Genomic DNA, 20,614 nt, shown 5'->3' with positions numbered 1-20,614 from the left:
TGGCGGAACTTGAAGCTCACCGCAGGGCCTCCGCCGTCGCGCGGGCCGCCGGCACGGGCGCAGCCTCGGCGACGGGCTGCGGCGCGACCTGGATGCGCAGTCGAGGGCTGCGCCGGGTCTGGAAGGTCACGGCCACATTCTGCCGACGCGCGACCCAGACGGCCACCGCCGCCAGGCTGAGCCCGACCGCGACGGTGCCGATGCCGATCGTCCAGCGCGGGCCCCACACGTCGCCGATCCAGCCGATGACGGGCGCTCCGACGGGAGTGCCGCCCATGAAGATCGCCATGTACAGCGCCATGACGCGCCCGCGCATGACCGGGTCGACGCTGATCTGGACCATGGCGTTGGCCGTCGTCAGGGCGGTCAGCGCGGCGAGGCCGGTCGGCACGAGGTAGATCGCGAAGAGCAGGTAGCTCGGAGCGGTGGCGAGCAGCGCCGTCGAGACCGTGAAGCCGGCGAGGGCGACGAGCAGGACGCGCATCCGGGGGCGGGCGCGGCGGGCCGAGAGGAGCGCCGCCGTCAGCGAGCCGACGGCCATGATCGACCCGAGCAGGCCGTACTCCCCCGCGCCCTTGTCGAAGACCTTCGTCGCCATGAGGGCCATCGTCAGCTGGAAGTTCATGCCGAAGGTGCCGAGGACGAAGACGAGGAACATCACGAGGATGAGGTCAGGGCGGCCCTTGACGTAGCGCAGGCCGTCGCGGATCTGGCCCTTGCCGCGCGCTCGCGGCGACGGGGTGAGCTCGGAGGTGCGCAGGCGCAGGAGCGCGAGCAGCACGAAGAGGAAGGTGGCGGCGTTGATGAAGAGCGCGGGCGCGATGCCGAAGGCCGCGATGACGAGGCCGGCGACGCCGGGGCCGATGAGCCGGCCGAGGTTGAACGACGCGCTGTTGAGGGCGACCGCGTTGGGCAGGTGGTCGCGGTCGACCATCTCGGAGACGAAGGTCTGCCGCGCGGGGTTGTCGACCGCCGTCGCGATGCCCTGGATGAGGGCGAGCGCATAGACGTGCCACAGCTCGACGACGCCGGTCGCGGTGAGCACCGCGAGCAGCAGCGCCGTGACGAGCAGGGCGGTCTGGGTCGCGAAGAGCAGCTGCCGCTTGGGCATGCGGTCGACGAGCATGCCCGCAAAGGGCGCGAGCACGAGGAAGGGCAGGAACTGCAGACCCGTGACGATGCCGAGCGCCGTCGCCGAGTGGTCGGTGAGGACCGTGAGGACGAGCCAGTCCTGGGCGACGCGGCCCATCCACGTGCCGACGTTGGAGACGATCGCGCCCGAGGCGTAGACGCGGTAGTTGCGGATCTCGAGCGACTGGAAGGTGGGGCTCATTCGCTCGCCACCTTGGCGAGCACGCCCGCAGCCCGACGGAGCAGGTCGCGCTCCTCGTCGGTGAGGCGGTCGAGCCGCGAGATCATCCACTCGTCACGGTGGCGCCGGACGCGGCGCAGGGCGCGCAGCCCCTCGGGGGTGAGGGAGAGGATGACCTGGCGTCCGTCGGTCGGGTCGTCGGCCCGCGCGACGTACCCGCGGTCGACGAGCGCACCGGTCGTGCGCTTCATGCTCGGCGCGGAGACGCGCTCGATCTCGGCGAGCTCGCTGTTGGTGCGGTGGGTGCCCTCGAGGCGGCAGAGCACCGAGAACTGGTGCGGGGCCATCTCACGGTCGGACTCGAAGCGAACGCGGCGCGAGATGCGCATGCACGCCAGTCGGATGTCGTTGGAGAGGGAGTTGAGCTCGGCGCGGCTGAACGGCGGGCTCGCGGTCTTGGTACGCATGCAGTGTCCTCAGATGTACGTTTCGTCGATAGTTACCCTAACTCATTACCTACGCTAACTATTTCCGCGCCCACCGCAAGACCCGTCCCCTGCGCTCCCTCGCTACCCGAAGAGCCCGGCCCTCCCTCGCCGGTATGCCGTGAGGCCCCTCCCAGCAGAAGGGGGCCTCACGGCATACGGGATCGGCGTCAGCCGGCGAGCAGCGACTCGAGCGGTGTCTTGACGAAGTAGAGGACGAAGAAGCCGGTGACGATCCACAGCAGCGGGTGGATGCGCGCCGCGTGGCCCTTGGCGATCTTGATGAGCACCCAGGCGATGAAGCCCGCCCCGATGCCGACGGTGATGTTGTAGGTGAACGGCATGAGCACGATCGTGAGGAACGCGGGCAGCGCGACCTCCATGTCGTTCCAGTCGATGTTGGTCAACTGGGTCATCATGAGGAAGCCGACGATGACGAGCGCCGGGGCCGCGGCCTCCGACGGGACGACCGCGAAGAGCGGCGCGAGGAACGTCGCGAGCAGGAAGAGCACGCCCGTGACGACCGACGCGAGGCCGGTGCGGGCGCCCTCCTCGACGCCCGAGGCCGATTCGATGTAGGACGTGTTGCTGCTGACGCCGCCGGCGCCACCCGCGATCGCCGCGACCGAGTCGACGACGAGGATGCGGTCGGTGTGCGGCGGGTTGCCGTCCTCGTCGAGCAGCTTGGCCTCGGTGCCGATGGCGACGACCGTGCCCATCGTGTCGAAGAAGTCGGCGAGCAGCAGCGAGAAGACGAAGAGCGACGCGGTGATGATGCCGAGCTTCTCGAAGGAGCCGAGCAGGCTGAACTGGCCGAGGATGCCGAGGTCGGGGGTGTTCGTGATCGAGCTCGGCAGGCTCGGCACCGTGAGGGCCCACGTGTCGGGGTTGGTGAGCGCGCCCTTGTCGTCGAAGACGCGCGGGCCGAGGTGGAAGATCGCCTCGAGGACCATCGCGAGGACCGTCGCGGCGACGATGCCGATGAGGATCGCGCCCTTGACCTTCTTGATGAGCAGCACGGCGATGAGGAAGACGCCGACGACGAAGACGAGCGTCGGCCACCCGTCGAGGCTGCCCCCGATGCCCAGCTCGCTCGGCACCGATCCCGGGGTCGTCGGGCGGCGCGCGAAGCCGGCGTCGATGACGCCGATGTAGGCGATGAACAGGCCGATGCCGACCGAGATGGCGACCTTGAGCGTCGCCGGGATCGCCCGGAAGACCGCCTTGCGGAAGCCGGTCAGCACGAGCACGAGGATGATGACGCCCTCGATGACGACGAGACCCATGAGGTCGGCGAAGGTGATCTTGTCGGAGGAGTGGGTGATGACCATGCCCGTGATGAGGCCGTTGATGCCGAGGCCCGCAGCCAGGGCGATCGGGAAGTTCGCCACGAGGCCCATGAGGATCGACATGACGCCGGCCACCACGGCCGTTCCGACGGCGACGAGCAGCTTGCTCTGCGTCAGGTCGGTCGTGCCGCCGATCATCGTGCCCGAGCCGTCGACGACGCCGGAGAGGATGATCGGGTTGAGCACGATGATGTAGGCCATCGTGAAGAAGGTGACGAGGCCGCCGCGGATCTCGCGCGAGACGTTGGACCCGCGCTCGGTGATCTTGAAGAAGCGGTCCAGGCCGTTGGTGGTGGGTTCCGCCGTGGTGGGCGGAATGCGTGTTTCGGTCGACATGGCGGTCACCCTAACGGGGGCGCAGCGCACGCGTGTGCCGGCGTCCGCCCGCACTGTCTAGGCTGTCCACCGTGACCGACGACCCCCGACCGGAGCCTCCCGCGCGCGGCATCCCGATCGACCGCATCCGGCCGCTGCACGTGCCGATGCTGCGGGTCGTCGAGGTCGGGCTCGCCTGCTGGCTCGTCGCCCTCGTCGTCACCCTCGTCGTTCCGGCGCTGCACGACGGCGACCGCGACTGGTGGCCGTGGGCCTGCGTCGCCGGTCTCGTCCTCGGCGCGATGGGCTGGGCCTACCTGCGCCGCGGGCGCGGCAACGCGCGCGACGCCGCCTGAGCGGTCAGGTCGCGGTCACCGTCGACGAGCCGGTATGCCGCCCCGCCGGGTGTCGCTTCGCGCGGCCGTCGCGGTGTCCGTCCGTCGCCGTGCTGCTCAGTCGGTGACCGGGTCGTCGGACCCGTGCTGCTCCTCCACCGGCGCCTCGGGCTGCCCCTCGGCATCTGCCTCGGCGACGACCTCGGACTCGAGTCCGGCGTCGGCAACGACCTCGGACTCGGCAACCTCGGCAACCTCGGCGGCCTCGGGCACCGCCTCGGCATCTGCCTCGGCAACGACCTCGGGCTGCTCGCGCACCTCGACGGCCTCGAGGTCGACGGCGAACTCGTCGACGATCGGTTCACCGATCGAGAGGGACTCGGGCTGGTCGGCGTCGGTCTCGGAGTGCGCACCACAGCCGTGGTCGAGCGAGATGACCCGCCCGTCGGAGGGGCTCCACTCGTTGGCGCAGACGCCGAAGGTCGACCGCAGCGCCCCCGCCATCGGCAGGAAGTAGCCGCACGACGAGCAGCGGGCCGTGGCCTTGGCCGACACGTCGGAGGTGGGTCCGCCCTCGCCGTCGTACCACCGGCTGGCGGCGGCCTCGCGGCCCTCCGCCGACAGCACGCGGGGGCGTCCGAGACCGAGCTCGAAGAAGGCCATCTGGTCGACGTCCTCGTCGCCGGTCGCCTCGAAGCCGGCCTCGAGGTAGGGGTCGACCTCACGGAAGGGCAGCACGTCGCCGGCGCCGAGGTCTCCGGGAGCCAGCCGGTCGGCATACGGCAGCCACTCGGGCGCGAGGAGCGCGTCGGGGCCGGGGAGCAGGTTGGTCTCGGAGACGGTGGCGACCTTGCCGCGGGGCACGCGGGCGACCGTGACGCCCCAGCGCCAGCCCTGGTAGCCCGCCGAGAGGCACGCGAACCAGTGCATGGCGAGGCGCTCCTCGAGGGGCTCCATGCCGAGGTGGTCGCCGACGGTGCCGGGCTCGGCGATGGTCACGAGGACCTCGCGGGCGAGGTCGACGGCACCGGCGAGGACGGCGTCGGGAGCACCCGTGCGCGAACGGGTCGTCGCGGCGGCCACGGTCACGCGTCCAGCTGGTCGGCGAGGCCGCGCAGCGCGCGGGCGACGTTGGAGCCGAGCTTCTTGTCGGGGTAGTGCCCCCTGCGCAGGCCCTCGGAGACACCGTCGAGCAGCTGGACGACGTCCTCGATGATGACGACCATCTCGTCGGCGGGCTTGCGGTCGCGCTCGCGGCGGCCTGCGGTGACGGACCCGACGGGGTCGAGGACGCGGACCTGGAGGGCCTGGGCGCCCTTGCGGCCCTCGACGATGCCGAACTCGACCCGCGCACCCTTCTTCAGGCTCGTGACACCCTCGGGAAGGGCGTTCGCGTGCAGGAAGACGTCGGTGCCGTCGTCGTCGGAGATGAATCCGAAGCCCTTGTCCACGTCGTAGAACCTGACCTTGCCAGTCGGCACAGTCCACCTCGTTGCTCGTCGCGGGTCGACCCTCCGTGGGCACGACCCGATGGCGCTCCTTGCGCTCCCCTCCAGACTAACGGCTGGGGGCAACCTCGATTTCCGCGTCCGGAGCAGCTGCGTCGCGCGCCCGGCCCAGGGCGACCGCGACGGCTATCGTCATGACGTGAGGACCGGCCTGCGCGGGTGGATGGAGCGCCATCCGCGCTGGGTCGACGCGTTCATCGCCGCGGCGATCTTCGCCGCCTCGCTGGCCTCGGTCCCCGCCACGCCCGAGGGCCAGGGCATCAGCCTCGGACCGCCGACCCCCGAGTCGGTCGTGCTGCTCGTCATCGGCTGCGGCGCCCTGCTCTGGCGCCGGACCCACCCTGCAGCGGTGTGGCTCGTCTCCCTCGCGGCGACGCTCGCCCCGCTGCTCACCGGCTCGGTCGGGCGGGGGCTCCCGGCCACCGTGGCAGCGCTCTATGCCCTGGCTGCCTACGGCACGCGGCGTCTCGCCGTCATCGGTGCGGTGGTGACCATGCTGTCCGCACTGGTCCTCGTCGGCCGGGCCAACGTGCTGTCGGCAACCGACCCGGTGAGCTACGCCGTCGTCGCCTGGTGTGGCATGGCCGCCGCGCTGGGCGACGCCGTACGGAGCAACCGCGCCGTGCTCGCGGCCGCGATCGACCGCGCCCGGAGGGCTGAGGGGAGCCGCGACGAGGAGGCCCAGCGACGGGTCGCCGAGGAGCGGCTGCGCATCTCGCGTGACCTGCACGACGTCGTCGCCCACCACATCGCCGTCGTGAACGTGCAGGCCGGCGTCGCCGAGCACCTCGCGGGGTCCGACCCCGAACGGGCCGTCGAGGCCATCCGCCAGGTGCGGGCCGCGAGCAGCCAGGCACTCGCCGAGATGGGCGACCTCGTCGGGCTGCTGCGCACCACCGAGGACGGGCCGGACCTCGAGCCGGCGCCGGGCCCGGACGACCTTCCCCGGCTCGTCGACGGCCTCCGGGAGGCTGGCGCGACCATCAGGTGGCGGCACTCGGGACCTGACCTCGCCGTCGCCCCGGCCGCTGAGCTGCACCTCTACCGGGTCGTTCAGGAGGCCCTGACGAACGCCGCCCGTCACGGCTCCGGCCCCATCGAGCTCGTGACCCGTCAGGACACCGACCACCTCGAGGTCGAGGTCTGCAACCGGGTCGCCGTGCCCGGTGGCGACGCCGCCGTCTCGGATGAGAAGGACGAAGACGGCGCACGCACCGGTCACGGGCTCATCGGCATGCGTGAACGCGTCTCGCTCGTGGGCGGAGAGCTCGAGGCCGGACCCACCCCGGGCGGCCACTTCACCGTGCGGGTGCGCCTCCCGAGCGGCATCCCTGCGCGTGGCGAGCCCACTGCCGGCGCGACCCGCCCGGTGAGCACATGAAGGGCCCGGTGACCGCGTGACCATCTCCGTGCTCGTCGTCGACGACCAGGCCCTCATCCGGGCCGGCTTCTCGGCCATCATCGACTCCGAGCCCGACCTCGTCGTCGTCGGCGAGGCAGCCACGGGCCGGGAGGCGGTCGACCGGGCCAGAGCCCTGCGGCCCGACGTCGTCCTCATGGACATCCGCATGCCCGAGCTCGACGGGCTGCACGCCACCGAGCAGATCACCTCGGAACCGGAGCTGTCTGCCGTGCACGTGCTCGTGCTGACCACCTTCGAGGCGGACGAGAACGTGCTCGCGGCACTACGGGCCGGGGCTGCCGGCTTCCTCGGCAAGGACGTCGGCCCCACCGGGCTGATCGAGGCCATCCGCACCGTGGCCGCCGGGGACTCCCTGCTGTCGCCCCGGGCCACCCGGAGCCTCATCGCGCGCTACCTGTCGACGCCGATGGAGGCCTCTGCCACGGTCAGCGACCGCCGACTCGACTCCCTGACCGAACGCGAGCGCGAGGTCGTCGTGCTCGTCGGCCGCGGCCTCAGCAACGAGCAGATCGCCGCGACTCTCTTCGTCTCGCCCTTCACGGCCAAGACCCACGTCAACCGGGCCATGACCAAGGTCGGCGCCCGCGACCGCGCCCAGCTCGTCGTCATCGCCTACCAGACCGGGCTCGTGCGCGCCGGGGACCTCTGAGCCCTCGTTGCCGGCCCGGGCGGCACCCGCCGCTCGCTCACGTCACGCTCGAGCGGTCGGCGGCCGGACGGCATACCGCAGCCGTGGTAGTCGGAGGATGCCGCGGTGGGGCGACGCGGTCGACCCCCCTCGTCGGCGACGGTGGAGGGGTGAGAAGACACCCCTCCCCCAGGAGCACCCGATGATCGAGGTCGAGCAGCTCGTCAAGCGCTACGGCACCACCACGGCAGTCGACGGCATGACCTTCACCGTGCGGCCCGGCCGGGTCACCGGCTTCCTCGGCCCCAACGGCGCCGGCAAGTCCACGACGATGCGCGTCATCCTCGGCCTCGACCGGCCCACCTCGGGTCGGGCGCTCGTCGACGGCAGGCCGTATGCCGACTCCCCCGCGCCCATTGCCCACGTCGGTGCGCTGCTCGACGGCAAGGCCTTCGACAAGACACGCTCGGCCCGCAACCACCTGCGTGCGGTGGGCGCCACCGTCGGCGTCGGCACGCGCCGCGTCGACGACGTGCTCGACCTCGTCGGGCTCACCGACGTCGCCGGCAAGGCCGCGGGCTCGTTTTCGCTCGGCATGGGCCAGCGCCTCGGCATCGCCACGGCCCTGCTCGCCGACCCCCCGGTCGTCATGCTCGACGAACCGGTCAACGGGCTCGACCCCGACGGCATCAAGTGGATCCGGGCCCTGGCCCGCCAGCTTGCGGCCGAGGGTCGCACCGTCTTCATCTCCTCGCACCTCATGACCGAGATGGAGCTGACCGCCGACCACCTCATCATCGTCGGCCACGGCAAGGTCATCACCGACCAGCCGATGACCGACTTCATCGACCAGGCCTCGGGCGAGCGGGTCGAGGTGGCCGCTCCGCGGGTGGCGGACCTCGCCCGGGCCATCGCCGGGCCCGGGGTCGAGATCTCGGCCGCCGAGGAGGGCGTCATCGAGGTGCGCGGCCTCAGCGCCGCCCGCATCGGCGAGGTCGCCGCCGAGTCCGGCATCGTGCTGCACCAGCTCGCCACCCGCCGCCTCTCCCTCGAGGAGGCCTTCATGACACTGACCGACGACGCCGTGGAGTTCCACGGCCACACCGAGAGGACCTCGGCATGAGCACCGACACCGCCAGCGACGCCAGCACCTCCGATGGGCTCGTCGCCGAGGCGCCTGCGCCACGTGCTGCGTCCGCCGGCTACCGCATGACCTGGACTCGGGTCGTCCACTCGGAGTGGATCCGCTTCGTGACGGTGCGCGCCAACCTCTGGACCCTGGCCTCGATCGTCGTCGTCATGGTCGGCATCGGGCTCATCGCTGCCGGCACGTCCACCGGCTCGGTCAGCGCGCCCGGGCCAGCCGGCGGAGGACCTGGCCTCAGCGGCACCGACCCGCTGACCATCGTGCTCGCCGGCCAGACGCTCGCCGTGCTGGTCATCGGCGTGCTGGGCGTGCTGGTCGGGGTGCGGGAGTACGGCAGCGGCATGGTGCGCACCACGATGGCAGCGGTGCCCCGTCGGCTGCCGGTCCTCGCCGCCCGCATCGTCGTCTTCGTCGCCGTCACTGGGGTCGTCGTGCTCGTCTCGACGCTCGGCGCCTACCTCGGCGGCACCGCCGTCCTCGACAACGGCAACGCTGCCACGGCGGACTGGTCGGACCCCGGCGTGCCCCGTGCCGTGCTCGGCACCGCCGCCTACCTCGTCGGCATCGGCGTCATCGGCATCTGCCTCGGTCTGCTGACCCGCAGCATCGGCTTCGGCGTGGGTTCGCTGATCGGGCTCATTCTCGTGGTGCCGGGCTTCGCGTCGCTGCTGCTGCCCGACGACTGGAAGGACGCCGTGGGTTACCTTCCGTCGCAGGCGGGTTCGGCATTCACGACGGTCGTCGCCCGCGACAACCTGCTCAGCCCGGGCACGGGGGCGGTCGTCTACGCGGTGTGGCTCGTCGCAGCGGTCGTGGCAGCAGGCGTGGCGCTGCGTCGCCGCGACGTCTGACGTGCACTCGTAGGGTGGGGCATGGCCACTGCCCTGCACCTCGAGTCGTCGCGCGCCATCCCCGTCAAGGTCGAGGCGGCGTTCGACCACCTGCTCCCCCACCCGCTCACCGAGCTCATGTCGCGCCGCTACGGGCCCCTGCCTCCGATCCGGGAGGTGCGCGACCAGGCCGGCACGTGGGGCGAGGTCGGACAGACGCGCACCATCGTGCTCACCGACGGCGGCACGATGCGCGAGCAGCTGACCGAGGTCGTGCGGCCGCACCACTTCGCCTACCGGCTCACCGACATCACCGGTCCGCTGCGTCCGCTCGTCAGCGGGGTCGAGGGGCGCTGGGCCTTCGCGCCCGTCGGCACGGGCGTGCTCGTCACGTGGTCGTGGGTCCTACACCCCACGTCGGGGTATGCCGCCCGCGTCCTGCCGCTCGTCGGCCGGCTGTGGCGCGGCTACGCCCGGCAGGCCCTCGAGGAGACCTCTGACGTGCTCGTGGCAGGCGCGGTCAGTCCGGGGTGATGCCCCAGGTGCCGGTCCACTCGTCGCCGGGCTCGAGCACGACGAGCGACTCGGTCGAGTTGAAGGCGTCTGCCGGGCACGACATCGGCTCGACGGCGACCCCGGGGACCCCCTTCTGGTCGCGGGCGATCGCGGTGAAGACCTGGAGCCACCCGAACGACTCGTCGGCCCACAGGGTCACCGTGCGGTCGGCCGACGCGACGGTGCAGCGCCACATCCCGTCGGCGTCCCGCGCGACATCGGTGTAGGCGGTGTCGAGGTCGTGCGCGCCGACCCGGTGGCGCTCGAGGAAGTCGTAGTCGCTGCCGGGCACCGGGTGGCGCCCGACCGGCAGCAGCCGGTCGTCGACCTCGACCCACTCGCGGGCCGGGATGCGCACCTCGATGTCGTCGAGGGGCGTGTCACCCGTCGCGAGGTAGGGGTGGGCGCCGTAGCCGAAGGGGGCCGGGGCGGGGCCGACGTTGCGGGCGGCCGTCGTGACGGTGAGGCCCGAGTCGTCGAGGGCGTAGGTCGTGCGCAGGTCGAGGAAGTGCTCCCAGCCGGGCTGCGGGTGCAGGCGGTAGCCCACGGTCAGCCACGAGTCCTCCATCTCGACGAGCTCCCACAGCGCCCAGCGGACGAGACCGTGGCTCGCGTTGCGCAGCGGTACCTCGGTGAGCGGCAGCTGCTGCTCCGTGCCCGCGAAGGTGTAGCGACCGTCTCGGATGCGGTTGGGCCAGGGCATGAGCTGCTGGCCCCGCCCGGACGCGCACCGCTCCTGCGCCGCGTAGCCGGCGACGAGGTCCACGCCGTCGCGGGTCAGCGTGCGCAGGCCGCCACCGACCTCGACCACGGTCGCCTCGAACGGGCCGTGGCCGATGACCCACTGCTGGCCGGTGGGCAGGGCGGCCTCGGGGTCGGAGGCCCCGGTCAGCTCGGGGTGCAGGGCGCTCATGGCGCCCACGGTATCGGCCGTCGCTGCACGCGGCAGGGCCACGACAGCATTCAGGCACGGCGCGTCGCGCCGGGGCCAGTAGGTTGGAGGGATGGCCACCTCGAGCCGCAGCCGGGCCGACGACATCCGCGCGCGCACCGACGCGCAGCTCGTCGACCTCGTGCTCGCCCGCCCCGACCTCGCGAGGCCCTCGCCGGCTGACCTCACGAGCCTCGCCGCGCGCGCGGGCACGAGGGCCAGCGTCCAGCGGGCGGTCGAGGCGCTCGACCGCGGCCACCTGCAGGTGCTCGAGGCGCTCGTCGTCGCGGGCGACGGCGCCTCGGTGACCGACCTCGCGACGCTGCTCGGCGGGGCCGACGAGGCCGTCGTCGCCTCGCACCTCGGCGACCTGTGGACCGCCGCGCTCGTCTGGCGGGCCGGCGACGGCGAGCACGTCGTGCGCACCGTGCCCGAGGTCTTCGGCTCGTCCATCTCCGGCCTCGGGGCGCCGCTGGCCGAGCTGCGGCCCGACCTCGCCTCGCGCGTGCCGACCGCCGAGGAGCTGCGGGCGACGCTCGCCGAGGCCCCCGACGACTCCCGGGCGATGCTCGAGAAGATGACGTGGGGGCCCGCCCTCGGTGTGCTGCCGACCGGCTCCGCCGGGCGCACCACGGCCCGCTGGCTCATCGAGCACCACCTCCTGCTGCCCGTGTCGGTCGACCGCGTGGCGCTGCCGCGCGAGGTCGGCCTCGTGCTCCGCGAGGGGCGGCTGCACCGCACACCGGAGCTCGAGCCGCCCGCCCTCGACTCGCGGGGCGCCTCGCTCGTCGACGCAGCGGCCGGTGGCTCGGCCAGCGAGCTGCTGACGCAGGTCGACGAGCTCGCCGCGATGTGGGGCGCCGACCCGCCTCGCGTGCTGCGCGCCGGCGGCGTCGCGGTGCGCGACCTGCGCCTCACGCAGCAGCGGCTCGACGTCACGGCCGAGCGCACCGCCTTCGTCGTCGAGGTGGCGTATGCCGCCGGGCTCGTCGCCGACGACGGCGAGATCGTGCCCGTCTGGGCCCCCACGGCCGAGATCGACGACTGGCCCTCGGTCGACGCCGGGGAGCGCTGGGCGACGCTCGCCCTCGCCTGGGCCGGCTCGACGCGGGCACCGCACCTCGTCGGTCGGCGCTCCACCGGCACCGGCCCGGCCAACGTGCTCGGGCCCGACGTGCAGTGGCCCGCGATCCGCGGCGTGCGTCGCGACGTCCTGCGCGAGCTGGCCACGCTCGACCCGGGGCAGGCGCCCGACGCCAGCTCGCTGCGCGACCGGCTCGCCTGGCGCCGCCCGAGCCGGTCGGCCGCGGTGCTCGGCGAGGCCGTCGAGGCGGTGCTGCGCGAGGCGGAGTGGCTCGGCGTCACCGGTCGCGGCGCCCTCTCGGAGGCAGGCCGAGCGCTCGTCGACACCGCCTTCCCCGCCACCCCGTCCCCGATTCGAGGTGATCGCGGGGGCACTGTCGGTGGCGGCATCACCTCGAACCGCGGGGGGCCGGTCGCGCGTCGAGGTGATGGCGGCAGCACCGTCGGTGGCGCGATCACCTCGAACGGGCAGACGCGCGGGGAGGCCCTCCACGCGGTGGCAGCCGCGATGTCAGCGCACCTGCCGGCCCCCGTCGACCACGTGCTCGTGCAGGCCGACCTCACCGCCGTCGCGCCCGGGCCCCTCATCGGGTCGCTCGGGGCCTTCATGCGCCTCGCGGCCGACGTCGAGTCGCGTGGTGGCGCGACCGTCTACCGCTTCACCCCCGAGTCGGTGCGCCGCGCGCTCGACGCCGGCTGGACCTCGGCGGAGGTGATCGAGACCGTGCGCCGGTCGAGCCGGACGCCCGTGCCCCAGCCGCTCGAGTACCTCGTGTCGGACGTCGCGCGGCGGCACGGGCAGACGCGCATCGGCGGCGCGGCGGCATACATCCGCTCCGACGACGAGGCGGTGCTCGACACGATGCTCGCCTCGCGCGACCTCGCCGCGCTGCAGCTGCGGCGGCTCGCGCCGACGGTGCTCGTGTCGTCGGCCGACCCACGAGTGCTCATCGACCTGCTCCGCGAGCATGGTTTCGCACCGGTGCACGAGGGCCGCGACGGCACCGTCGTGCACGCCGAGGCCCCCAAGCGGCGGGCAGGCACGCGGCGTCGCGGGCCCGCACCCGTCGTGTCACCGGTCGACCTCGAGACGACGCGCGGCCTCGTGGAGTCGCTCCGCGCGGCAGAGGCGACCGCCGCCGACCGGCGCGCCGAGCACGACCAGCGCTCCGGGCCGAGCATCCCCGCGACCGACCCCGTCGTCACGCTCGCCCTGCTGCGTGACGCCGTCGCCGAGCACCACGGCGTGTGGATCGGGCTGTCCGACCAGGTGGGCATCACGACGCGGCACCTCATCCACCCCGAGCGGGTCGAGGGTGGCCGGGTCTGGGCCAAGGACGACGCCGGACACGAGCGCACCTTCTCGGTCCACCGCATCACCGGCGCCACGCTCGAGGGCTGAGCGACGGTGGCACCGGGAAGAGACGACGGCGAGCTCGGGCGCGGGGGCCACCGGCCGGCATACGTCCTCCACGACCACCGCAAGCCGCGGCCCCACTTCGACCTGCGGCTCGAGGAGGACGGCGTGCTGCGCTCGTGGGCGGTGCCCAAGGGGCTGCCGACGTCGAGCCGCCACGACCGCCTCGCCGTCGCGGTCGACGACCACGCGATGGACCACCTCGGCTTCACCGACGAGCACAAGTCGATCGCCGACACCGGCTGGTGGGAGGAGGAGTCGCGCGACGACCACCGGGTCGTCCTCGTGCTCCACGGCCGCACCGGCTCGCGGCGCTACGCGCTGATCCGCACCGACCGCGACTGGCTGCTGCACCTGACCAAGGACCAGCCCTCCGGCTGACGAGCGGGTCAGGCGCCGGCGAGGGCACGCACGACGTTGCTCGGCGACGGGCGGCCGAGCTGGCCGGCCATCCAGACCGACGTCTCGACGAGCGCGTCGAGGTCGACCCCGGTCTCGACGCCCGCACCGTGCAGGGCCCAGACGAGGTCCTCGGTGGCGAGGTTGCCGGTGGCCGACTTCGCGTAGGGGCAGCCGCCGAGCCCGCCGGCCGCCGCGTCGACGACCGACACCCCGTCGCGCAGGGCCGCCATCGTGTTGGCGAGCGCCTGGCCGTAGGTGTCGTGGAAGTGCACGGCGACACGGTCGGTGCCGATGCCGCGCGCGCCGAGCGCCTCGAGAAGCCGGTGCACGTGCCCGGTCGTGCCGACGCCGATCGTGTCGCCGAGGCTCAGCTCGTGGCAGCCGAGGTCCATGAGCTGCTCGGCCGTGTCGACGACCTGATCGACCGGCACCGGCCCCTCCCACGGGTCGCCGAAGCACATCGAGACGTAGGCACGCACCCACATGCCGCCCGCGAGCGCGCGCTCCACGACCGGCGCGAACATCGCGAACTGCTCGGTCACCGACCGGTTGAGGTTCTTCTGCGCGAAGGTCTCGGTGGCCGAGCCGAAGATCGCGATCGCCTGCACGCCCAGCTCCTGCGCGCGGTCGAGCCCGCGCTCGTTGGGCACGAGAGCGGGTCGCCGGCGGCCCAGCCCGTCAGGCCCCAGACCGGCCAGCACGTCCTCGGCGTCGCCCATCTGCGGCACCCACCTCGCCGGCACGAACGACGTCGTCTCGATCGTGCCGAGCCCCGCCGCCTCGAGCCGCCGGATGAACTCGACCTTCGTCGCGGCCGGCACGATCGTCTTCTCGTTCTGCAGCCCGTCGCGCGGACCGACCTCGTAGATCGTCACCTTCGGGGGCAGCCCCGTCGCCGCCTCCACCTGTGGGGATCGCATGCACCCATACTGTCAGGCGTGACCTCGCCCCTCGGGAACACCCGCACGCCTCGCACGGTTGGACGAGTCGATGAATGACGGACCCCTGATCGTCCAGAGCGACAAGACCCTCCTCCTCGAGGTCGACCACCCGAAGGCCGAGGCCGCACGCCGCGCCATCGCGCCGTTCGCCGAGCTCGAGCGCGCCCCCGAGCACGTCCACACCTACCGGATCACGCCGCTCGGCCTGTGGAACGCGCGCGCCGCCGGGCACGACGCCGAGCAGGTCGTCGACGCCCTCATGACCCACAGCAGGTATGCCGTCCCGCACGCCCTGCTCGTCGACGTGGCCGACACGATGGACCGTTACGGACGGCTCACCCTCGAGAAGGAGGGCCTCGCGGACTCCGCCGAGGGCACCCGCCTCGTGCTGCGCACCACCGACCGCCCCGTGCTCGAAGAGGTCCTGCGGCACAAGAAGATCCGCCCCCTCGTCGGCGAGCGACTCGACGACCTTGCCGTCGTCGTGCACCCGAGCGAGCGCGGCACGCTCAAGCAGGAGCTGCTCAAGGTCGGCTGGCCAGCGGAGGACCTCGCCGGCTACGTCGACGGCGAGGCGCACCCCATCGACCTCCAGCAGGACGGCTGGCACCTGCGGCCCTACCAGCAGCACGCCGTCGACGGCTTCTGGCACGGCGGCTCCGGCGTCGTCGTGCTGCCCTGCGGCGCCGGCAAGACCCTCGTGGGCGCCGGCGCGATGGCGGCGGCCAAGGCGACGACCCTCATCCTCGTCACCAACACCGTGAGCGCGCGGCAGTGGAAGGACGAGCTGCTGAAGCGCACCACCCTGACCGAGGACGAGATCGGCGAGTACTCCGGCGCCCGCAAGGAGATCCGCCCCGTCACCATCGCGACCTACCAGGTGCTGACGACCCGGCGGAAGGGCGTCTACACCCACCTCGACCTGCTCGACGCGCGCGACTGGGGCCTCGTCGTCTACGACGAGGTGCACCTCCTGCCCGCGCCGATCTTCCGCATGACCGCAGACCTGCAGGCGCGCCGCCGGCTCGGCCTCACCGCGACCCTCGTGCGCGAGGACGGCCGCGAGGCCGACGTCTTCAGCCTCATCGGCCCCAAGCGCTTCGACGCCCCGTGGAAGGACATCGAGGCGCAGGGCTACATCGCTCCCGCCGACTGCGTCGAGGTGCGGGTCAGCCTCCCCGAGGGCCAACGCCTCGCGTATGCCGTGAGCGAGCCCGAGGAGCGCTACCGCCTCGCGTCGTGCTCCGACGCGAAGCTGCCGGTCATCGAGAAGCTCGCCCTGCGGCATACCGGGGAGCCGACGCTCGTCATCGGGCAGTACCTCGACCAGCTGCACGAGGTGGCCGAGCGCCTCGGCGCCGACGTCATCACCGGCGAGACGACGGTGCGCGAGCGCCAGCGGCTCTACGACGCGTTCCGCACCGGCGAGATCACGACGCTCGTCGTCAGCAAGGTCGCGAACTTCTCCATCGACCTGCCCGAGGCGAGCGTCGCGATCCAGATCAGCGGCACCTTCGGCTCGCGGCAGGAGGAGGCGCAGCGCCTCGGACGCGTGCTGCGCCCCAAGGGCGACGGGCGCACGGCGCACTTCTACACGATCGTCTCGCGCGACACGGTCGACGCGGACTTCGCCGCGCACCGCCAGCGCTTCCTCGCCGAGCAGGGCTACGCCTACCGGATCGTCGACGCCGACGACCTCTGAGCGCGGAGCCGCGAGCGGGCGACCGCGACCGCTGTCTCACCCTGCGACGCGATTAGGTCAGGACAGCCTTACCTAATTAGCATCGTCGCCGTGGGCAAGCTCAAGGCGAAGGACATCGGCCGCATCAAGCCGAAGTCGAAGTGCTGCAAGAAGAGCACGAGGTGCGTCAAGTGCCCCGTGGTCCTCCACCGACTCGGCAAGCAGGACTGCGGGTCGATGTGCAAGAAGGACTTCCAGAAGGTGCTCGACAAGGCGCGCAAGCGCTGACCGAGTCTCGTCGCTCACGTTCTCAGGAATCTCCCAGCAAACTTGCGGAGACTGACGACGTGGAGACCCAGACGCCCGCCCCAGAGGCACGGCTGCTCGTCGTCGAGGACGAGCCCAACATTCGCGAGCTGCTCGCAACCTCGCTCCGGTTCGCCGGCTTCGAGGTGGAGACCGCCGGTGACGGCGCCACCGCCCTGGCCCTCGCCGAGGAGGGCGAGCCCGACCTCGTCGTGCTCGACGTCATGCTCCCCGACGTCGACGGCTTCGAGGTGACCCGTCGGCTGCGCGACCGCGGTCGTCAGCAGCCCATCGTCTTCGTCACGGCGCGCGACGCCACGGGCGACAAGATCGCCGGCCTCACGGTCGGCGGCGACGACTACGTGACCAAGCCCTTCAGCCTCGAAGAGGTCATCGCACGCATCCGGGCCGTCCTGCGCCGCACCCGCGGCGGCGCCGACGAGGGTTCGACGCTGCGCTTCCACGACCTCGAGCTCAACGAGGACTCGCACGAGGTGCGCCGGGGCGGCCGGGTCATCGACCTGTCGCCGACGGAGTTCAAGCTGCTGCGCTACCTGCTGCTCAACCCCAACCGGGTGCTGTCCAAGCTGCAGATCCTCGACCACGTCTGGGACTACGACTTCCGCGGCGAGTCCGGCATCGTCGAGTCCTACATCTCCTACCTGCGGCGCAAGATCGACGCCGACGGGCCCTCGCTCATCCACACGAAGCGTGGCGTGGGCTACGTTCTGCGGGTGCCGCCCGAGCTGACCACCGTCTGAGCGGCGCCGTGGCGTCGACGAGCACGCGAGGGGTGCGCGCCCTCCCCCGCCGGATGCGGGCGCTGCCCCTGCGGTGGCGCCTGCTCGGCGTGGCCCTCGGCCTCATCGCCGTCGCGCTCGCGCTGACGACCCTCGTCGTCTCCGTGCTGCTCACGCGCTACCTCATGGGCCAGACGGAGCAGGAGCTCAAGGTGTATGCCGCGAGCATCGCCAGCATCACGAGCGACGAGACGACCGAGCTCGGCAACGTCAAGCCGCGCCTGCCCACGGGCTTCACCGTGCGCACCATCCACCTCGAGGACGGCACCGTCGAGTCGATCGGCGAGGCTCTCGTCGAGCCGCACCCGGCCGCCATCCCCTCGCTCACGGCGTCCGACCCGCGCGTCAAGAGCGGCACGACGTTCACGGTCGGCTCGCAGGGCGGCGACGGCCAGTGGCTCGCCCTCGCCCAGCTCGACTCCGCGCACAAGCACATCCAGGTCGTCGCGCTGCCGCTGCGCCAGCTCGACCGCACCGTGACCCAGTTCCTCTGGTATGCCGCGGCCATCGGCGCCATCGCCCTGCTCGCCTGCGCCGCGCTGGGCTGGTTCCTCATCGGTCGCACCTTCCGGCCGCTCACGCGCATCGAGGACACCGCCGCCGGCATCGCCGCCGGTGACCTCACCCGCCGCGTCGACGTGCCGGAGACCGACGACGAGGTCGCCTCGCTCTCTCGATCGCTCAACCAGATGCTGGCCCGGATCGAGCACAGCTTCACGGTGCGTCAGGCCAACGAGGCACGGATGCGCCGCTTCATCGCCGATGCCTCGCACGAGCTGCGCACCCCGCTCGCCGCCGTCAGCGGCTACGCCGAGCTCTACCGCCAGGGCGCGCTGCCCTCGTCCGAGGCCGTGGCCGGGGCGATGGGCCGCATCGAGAGCGAGAGCCACCGGATGAGCGGCCTCGTCGAGGACCTCCTCACCCTGGCCCGCCTCGACGGTGAGCGCCCGCTCGAGCTGCAGACCGTAGACCTCGCCGTCCTCGCCGCCGACGCAGCCCAGGACGCCCGCACCATCGACGCGAACCGCCCGTTCACGGCGACCGGCATCCGGGGACCGATCGAGCCGACCGAGCTCATCGCCGACGAGCGGCAGCTGCGGCAGGTCGTCACCAACCTCGTCACCAATGCCCGGGTGCACACCCCGGCGGGCACCCCGGTCGAGATCCTCGTCGGCCCGGTCCCGGGCAGCTCCCCCGCCCGGGTGGCGCTGCACGTGCGCGACCACGGCCCCGGCATCCCCGCGGCCGACCGGCAGAACGTCTTCGAGCGCTTCTACCGCGCCGACTGGTCGCGCAGCCGCAAGGGCGGCGGCGGCAGCGGGCTGGGCCTCGCCATCGTCGAGGCCATCGTGGCCTCGCACGGCGGCGACGTCCGGGTCGACGACACCCCGGGTGGCGGCGCGACGATCATCGTCGAGCTACCGGTCCAGCCGGCGCCGTCCGACAACGGCACGCCCCTCCCGCAGGCTGCACAGTCAGTTCATAGGAAGGCCACATCGCTGTCAAAAGCTCCCCGGGTGTGATGGATGCAAGAGCCCGGAAGACCCACAGCAGGAGGAGCAGCCATGAGCATGGCAACGGAACCCACGCAGCAGATCCCGACTGCTGCCGAGTACTACCAGCAGGGCGCGCCCATGCCACCTGCTCCCCCGACGCCGCCCGCCGGGCAGAGCTTCCAGAAGCAGGAGCCCCCGCGTCGCGAGCGCCGCGGCTTCGCCGGGACCGCCGGCGTGGCCCTGCTCGCCGCGGTCCTCGCCAGCGGCGGCACGTATGCCGTCACGCAGCTCACCGAGAACCCCACCGCGACCACGACGGCCTCGACGACGACCCAGAACCAGGGCTCGTCACCCACCGTCATCCAGGGCAGCGCCACGGCTCCCGACTGGACCGCCGTCGCCAAGGCCGTCTCGCCCAGCGTCGTCAGCATCGACGTGACGACGCAGCAGGGCTCCGGCGCGGGCTCCGGCGTCATCCTCGACACCAACGGTCACGTGCTGACCAACAACCACGTCGTCGGCGACGCCACGGGCAACGGTGCGATCAGCGTCACCCTCGCCGACGGGCGCACCTACGGCGCCACCATCGTCGGCACCGACCCGTCGACCGACCTCGCCGTCATCAAGCTGACCTCGGCCCCGAGCGACCTCACGCCGATCAGCCTCGGCGACAGCTCGATCCTCAAGGTCGGCGACCCGGTCATGGCCGTCGGCAACCCGCTCGGCCTCTCCGGCACCGTCACCACGGGCATCGTGTCGGCCCTCAACCGACCGGTCAGCACGAGCGAGGCCAGCCCCTCGCCCAACGGCTCGACCTCGAGCGACAGCGTCGTGACCAACGCCATCCAGACCTCGGCCGCGATCAACCCCGGCAACTCCGGTGGCGCCCTCGTCAACGCCAAGGGCGAGCTCGTCGGCATCAACAGCGCCATCGCCTCGCTGGGCGCGGCGCAGGGCACCCAGGGCGGCAACATCGGCATCGGCTTCGCGATCCCCGTCAAGGAGGCCAAATCGATCTCGCAGCAGCTGATCAAGACCGGGCAGGCCGAGCACGCCTTCCTCGGTGTCAGCGCCAAGGACACGACGGTCAAGGACGGCTCCGCCCAGCGCGCCGGGGCCCAGGTCGCGGCGGTCAACAGCGGCACGCCGGCCGCCAACGCCGGCATCAAGACCGGTGACGTCATCATCGCCGTCAACGGCCAGCCGGTCGACTCCTCGACGGCCCTCGTCGCCCAGATCCGGGCCATGACGGCCGGAGACAAGGCGACGGTCACCCTGATCCGCGACGGCGTCCGCCAGGACGTGCAGGTCACCCTCGCGGTCAAGCCCGCCACCTCCAACTGACGACCGTCTGACGACCGTCTGACCACCGACTGACCGTCAACCGACCGGACTCCTGCGTCCGGGGTGCCGAATCCCCTGTGCGGCATCCCGGACCGCAGGCCGCTCGCGGCAGCTGCAACCGCCGCGACCGCGCCGCCGCCACCCCTCGTCCCGAGCGAGCGTGTGGCGGCGGCGTTCGCGCGTTCGGGGCCGGAGCCTGCGACCGCGTACGCTCTCCCGGTGAGTGACCCGCAGGAGACCGGCCCCGTGCACGACCCCGTGCTGGACCCGACGCTCGACCCCGTGGACGACCCGACGCTCGACCCGACGTTCGACACCCCGCTCGA

Annotated in this window: 20 protein-coding genes; 13 read left to right on the top strand and 7 right to left on the bottom strand. The window is 72.4% G+C overall.

The window, feature by feature from the left end; translation table 11 throughout:
* Positions 1 to 16: 16 nt before the first annotated feature.
* The 3 genes from FHX52_RS23465 to FHX52_RS23455 all read right to left on the bottom strand — a co-directional run bounded on the left by FHX52_RS23465 (position 17) and on the right by FHX52_RS23455 (position 3,482).
* On the bottom strand, positions 17 to 1,333 hold the full coding sequence (locus tag FHX52_RS23465) for an MFS transporter (protein ID WP_141824714.1): 1,317 nt from the start codon (positions 1,331 to 1,333) through the stop codon (positions 17 to 19).
* Positions 1,330 to 1,779, bottom strand: coding sequence for a MarR family winged helix-turn-helix transcriptional regulator (locus tag FHX52_RS23460; protein WP_141824713.1), 450 nt, complete (start codon positions 1,777 to 1,779; stop codon positions 1,330 to 1,332). Before FHX52_RS23460 ends, FHX52_RS23465 begins: the two co-directional genes overlap by 4 nt.
* 188 nt (positions 1,780 to 1,967) lie before the next feature.
* Complete coding sequence (locus tag FHX52_RS23455) at positions 1,968 to 3,482, bottom strand: NCS2 family permease (protein ID WP_141824712.1); 1,515 nt, start codon at positions 3,480 to 3,482, stop codon at positions 1,968 to 1,970.
* Positions 3,483 to 3,553: 71 nt separating this feature from the next.
* On the opposite strand from FHX52_RS23455, the gene FHX52_RS23450 reads away from it, so the two are divergent.
* A complete protein-coding gene (locus FHX52_RS23450) occupies positions 3,554 to 3,817 on the top strand; it encodes a DUF2530 domain-containing protein (RefSeq protein WP_246070358.1) in 264 nt (87 codons plus the stop codon).
* A gap of 96 nt (positions 3,818 to 3,913) precedes the next feature.
* Here the strand turns inward: FHX52_RS23450 and FHX52_RS23445 are convergent, their stop codons facing one another.
* Both FHX52_RS23445 and FHX52_RS23440 read right to left on the bottom strand, forming a co-directional pair.
* On the bottom strand, positions 3,914 to 4,885 hold the full coding sequence (locus tag FHX52_RS23445) for a DUF3027 domain-containing protein (RefSeq protein ID WP_246070357.1): 972 nt from the start codon (positions 4,883 to 4,885) through the stop codon (positions 3,914 to 3,916).
* Positions 4,882 to 5,277 (bottom strand): cold-shock protein, encoded by a 396-nt coding sequence (locus FHX52_RS23440; protein WP_141824711.1) that lies wholly within the window; start codon positions 5,275 to 5,277, stop codon positions 4,882 to 4,884. Before FHX52_RS23440 ends, FHX52_RS23445 begins: the two co-directional genes overlap by 4 nt.
* Positions 5,278 to 5,443: 166 nt before the next feature.
* On the opposite strand from FHX52_RS23440, the gene FHX52_RS23435 reads away from it, so the two are divergent.
* The 5 genes from FHX52_RS23435 (at position 5,444) to FHX52_RS23415 (ending at position 9,866) form a co-directional block, all read left to right on the top strand.
* A complete protein-coding gene (locus FHX52_RS23435; RefSeq protein ID WP_141824710.1) occupies positions 5,444 to 6,685 on the top strand; it encodes a sensor histidine kinase in 1,242 nt (413 codons plus the stop codon).
* A 16-nt stretch (positions 6,686 to 6,701) separates the two neighbouring features.
* Entirely contained in the window at positions 6,702 to 7,376 is a 675-nt protein-coding gene (locus FHX52_RS23430) for a response regulator transcription factor (protein WP_141824709.1), read from the top strand.
* Positions 7,377 to 7,557: 181 nt separating this feature from the next.
* Positions 7,558 to 8,478: an ABC transporter ATP-binding protein gene (locus tag FHX52_RS23425; protein WP_141824708.1), complete on the top strand. Its 921-nt coding sequence runs from the start codon at positions 7,558 to 7,560 to the stop codon at positions 8,476 to 8,478.
* On the top strand, positions 8,475 to 9,353 hold the full coding sequence (locus FHX52_RS23420) for an ABC transporter permease (protein WP_141824707.1): 879 nt from the start codon (positions 8,475 to 8,477) through the stop codon (positions 9,351 to 9,353). Before FHX52_RS23425 ends, FHX52_RS23420 begins: the two co-directional genes overlap by 4 nt.
* A gap of 21 nt (positions 9,354 to 9,374) precedes the next feature.
* Entirely contained in the window at positions 9,375 to 9,866 is a 492-nt protein-coding gene (locus FHX52_RS23415) for an SRPBCC family protein (protein ID WP_141824706.1), read from the top strand.
* Here the strand turns inward: FHX52_RS23415 and FHX52_RS23410 are convergent.
* Positions 9,853 to 10,800, bottom strand: a complete 948-nt coding sequence (locus tag FHX52_RS23410) for an aldose 1-epimerase family protein (protein WP_141824705.1) — start codon at positions 10,798 to 10,800, stop codon at positions 9,853 to 9,855. The two genes, FHX52_RS23415 and FHX52_RS23410, sit on opposite strands and share 14 nt — an antisense overlap.
* 91 nt (positions 10,801 to 10,891) lie before the next feature.
* Here FHX52_RS23410 and FHX52_RS23405 point away from each other — a divergent pair, with 91 nt between their 5' ends.
* Entirely contained in the window at positions 10,892 to 13,303 is a 2,412-nt protein-coding gene (locus FHX52_RS23405) for a helicase-associated domain-containing protein (RefSeq protein ID WP_141824704.1), read from the top strand.
* A gap of 6 nt (positions 13,304 to 13,309) precedes the next feature.
* Positions 13,310 to 13,699, top strand: coding sequence for a DNA polymerase ligase N-terminal domain-containing protein (locus FHX52_RS23400; protein ID WP_141824703.1), 390 nt, complete (start codon positions 13,310 to 13,312; stop codon positions 13,697 to 13,699).
* 8 nt (positions 13,700 to 13,707) lie between these two features.
* Here FHX52_RS23400 and FHX52_RS23395 read toward each other — a convergent pair whose 3' ends face one another.
* A complete protein-coding gene (locus tag FHX52_RS23395; RefSeq protein ID WP_141824702.1) occupies positions 13,708 to 14,640 on the bottom strand; it encodes a hydroxymethylglutaryl-CoA lyase in 933 nt (310 codons plus the stop codon).
* 70 nt (positions 14,641 to 14,710) lie between these two features.
* Between FHX52_RS23395 and FHX52_RS23390 the strand changes: the two genes are divergently transcribed.
* The 5 genes from FHX52_RS23390 to FHX52_RS23375 all read left to right on the top strand — a co-directional run bounded on the left by FHX52_RS23390 (position 14,711) and on the right by FHX52_RS23375 (position 20,288).
* Complete coding sequence (locus FHX52_RS23390; RefSeq protein ID WP_141824701.1) at positions 14,711 to 16,363, top strand: DNA repair helicase XPB; 1,653 nt, start codon at positions 14,711 to 14,713, stop codon at positions 16,361 to 16,363.
* A gap of 90 nt (positions 16,364 to 16,453) precedes the next feature.
* Positions 16,454 to 16,630 carry a hypothetical protein gene (locus FHX52_RS24040; protein WP_185747444.1) on the top strand — a complete coding sequence of 59 codons (177 nt, stop codon included), beginning with the start codon at positions 16,454 to 16,456 and terminating at the stop codon, positions 16,628 to 16,630.
* A gap of 59 nt (positions 16,631 to 16,689) precedes the next feature.
* A complete protein-coding gene (locus FHX52_RS23385; protein ID WP_141824700.1) occupies positions 16,690 to 17,409 on the top strand; it encodes a response regulator transcription factor in 720 nt (239 codons plus the stop codon).
* 8 nt (positions 17,410 to 17,417) lie between these two features.
* Positions 17,418 to 18,971 carry a sensor histidine kinase gene (locus tag FHX52_RS23380; RefSeq protein ID WP_246070356.1) on the top strand — a complete coding sequence of 518 codons (1,554 nt, stop codon included), beginning with the start codon at positions 17,418 to 17,420 and terminating at the stop codon, positions 18,969 to 18,971.
* A gap of 42 nt (positions 18,972 to 19,013) precedes the next feature.
* Positions 19,014 to 20,288, top strand: a complete 1,275-nt coding sequence (locus tag FHX52_RS23375) for a S1C family serine protease (protein ID WP_141824699.1) — start codon at positions 19,014 to 19,016, stop codon at positions 20,286 to 20,288.
* Positions 20,289 to 20,614 lie beyond the last annotated feature (326 nt).

The organism is Humibacillus xanthopallidus (assembly GCF_006717145.1).
GTDB classification, from domain to species: domain Bacteria; phylum Actinomycetota; class Actinomycetes; order Actinomycetales; family Dermatophilaceae; genus Humibacillus; species Humibacillus xanthopallidus.
This window is presented reverse-complemented; position numbering and strand designations above follow the sequence as displayed.

What these genes read in the sequence shown, in the direction of transcription:
- FHX52_RS23465 (WP_141824714.1), bottom strand. Translation starts at nt 1,333, where the DNA reads ATGAGCCCCACCTTCCAGTCGCTCGAGATCCGCAACTACCGCGTCTAC.
- FHX52_RS23460 (WP_141824713.1), bottom strand. Translation starts at nt 1,779, where the DNA reads ATGCGTACCAAGACCGCGAGCCCGCCGTTCAGCCGCGCCGAGCTCAAC.
- FHX52_RS23455 (WP_141824712.1), bottom strand. Translation starts at nt 3,482, where the DNA reads ATGTCGACCGAAACACGCATTCCGCCCACCACGGCGGAACCCACCACC.
- FHX52_RS23425 (WP_141824708.1), top strand. Translation starts at nt 7,558, where the DNA reads ATGATCGAGGTCGAGCAGCTCGTCAAGCGCTACGGCACCACCACGGCA.
- FHX52_RS23420 (WP_141824707.1), top strand. Translation starts at nt 8,475, where the DNA reads ATGAGCACCGACACCGCCAGCGACGCCAGCACCTCCGATGGGCTCGTC.
- FHX52_RS23415 (WP_141824706.1), top strand. Translation starts at nt 9,375, where the DNA reads ATGGCCACTGCCCTGCACCTCGAGTCGTCGCGCGCCATCCCCGTCAAG.
- FHX52_RS23410 (WP_141824705.1), bottom strand. Translation starts at nt 10,800, where the DNA reads ATGAGCGCCCTGCACCCCGAGCTGACCGGGGCCTCCGACCCCGAGGCC.
- FHX52_RS23405 (WP_141824704.1), top strand. Translation starts at nt 10,892, where the DNA reads ATGGCCACCTCGAGCCGCAGCCGGGCCGACGACATCCGCGCGCGCACC.
- FHX52_RS23395 (WP_141824702.1), bottom strand. Translation starts at nt 14,640, where the DNA reads ATGCGATCCCCACAGGTGGAGGCGGCGACGGGGCTGCCCCCGAAGGTG.
- FHX52_RS23390 (WP_141824701.1), top strand. Translation starts at nt 14,711, where the DNA reads ATGAATGACGGACCCCTGATCGTCCAGAGCGACAAGACCCTCCTCCTC.
- FHX52_RS23375 (WP_141824699.1), top strand. Translation starts at nt 19,014, where the DNA reads ATGAGCATGGCAACGGAACCCACGCAGCAGATCCCGACTGCTGCCGAG.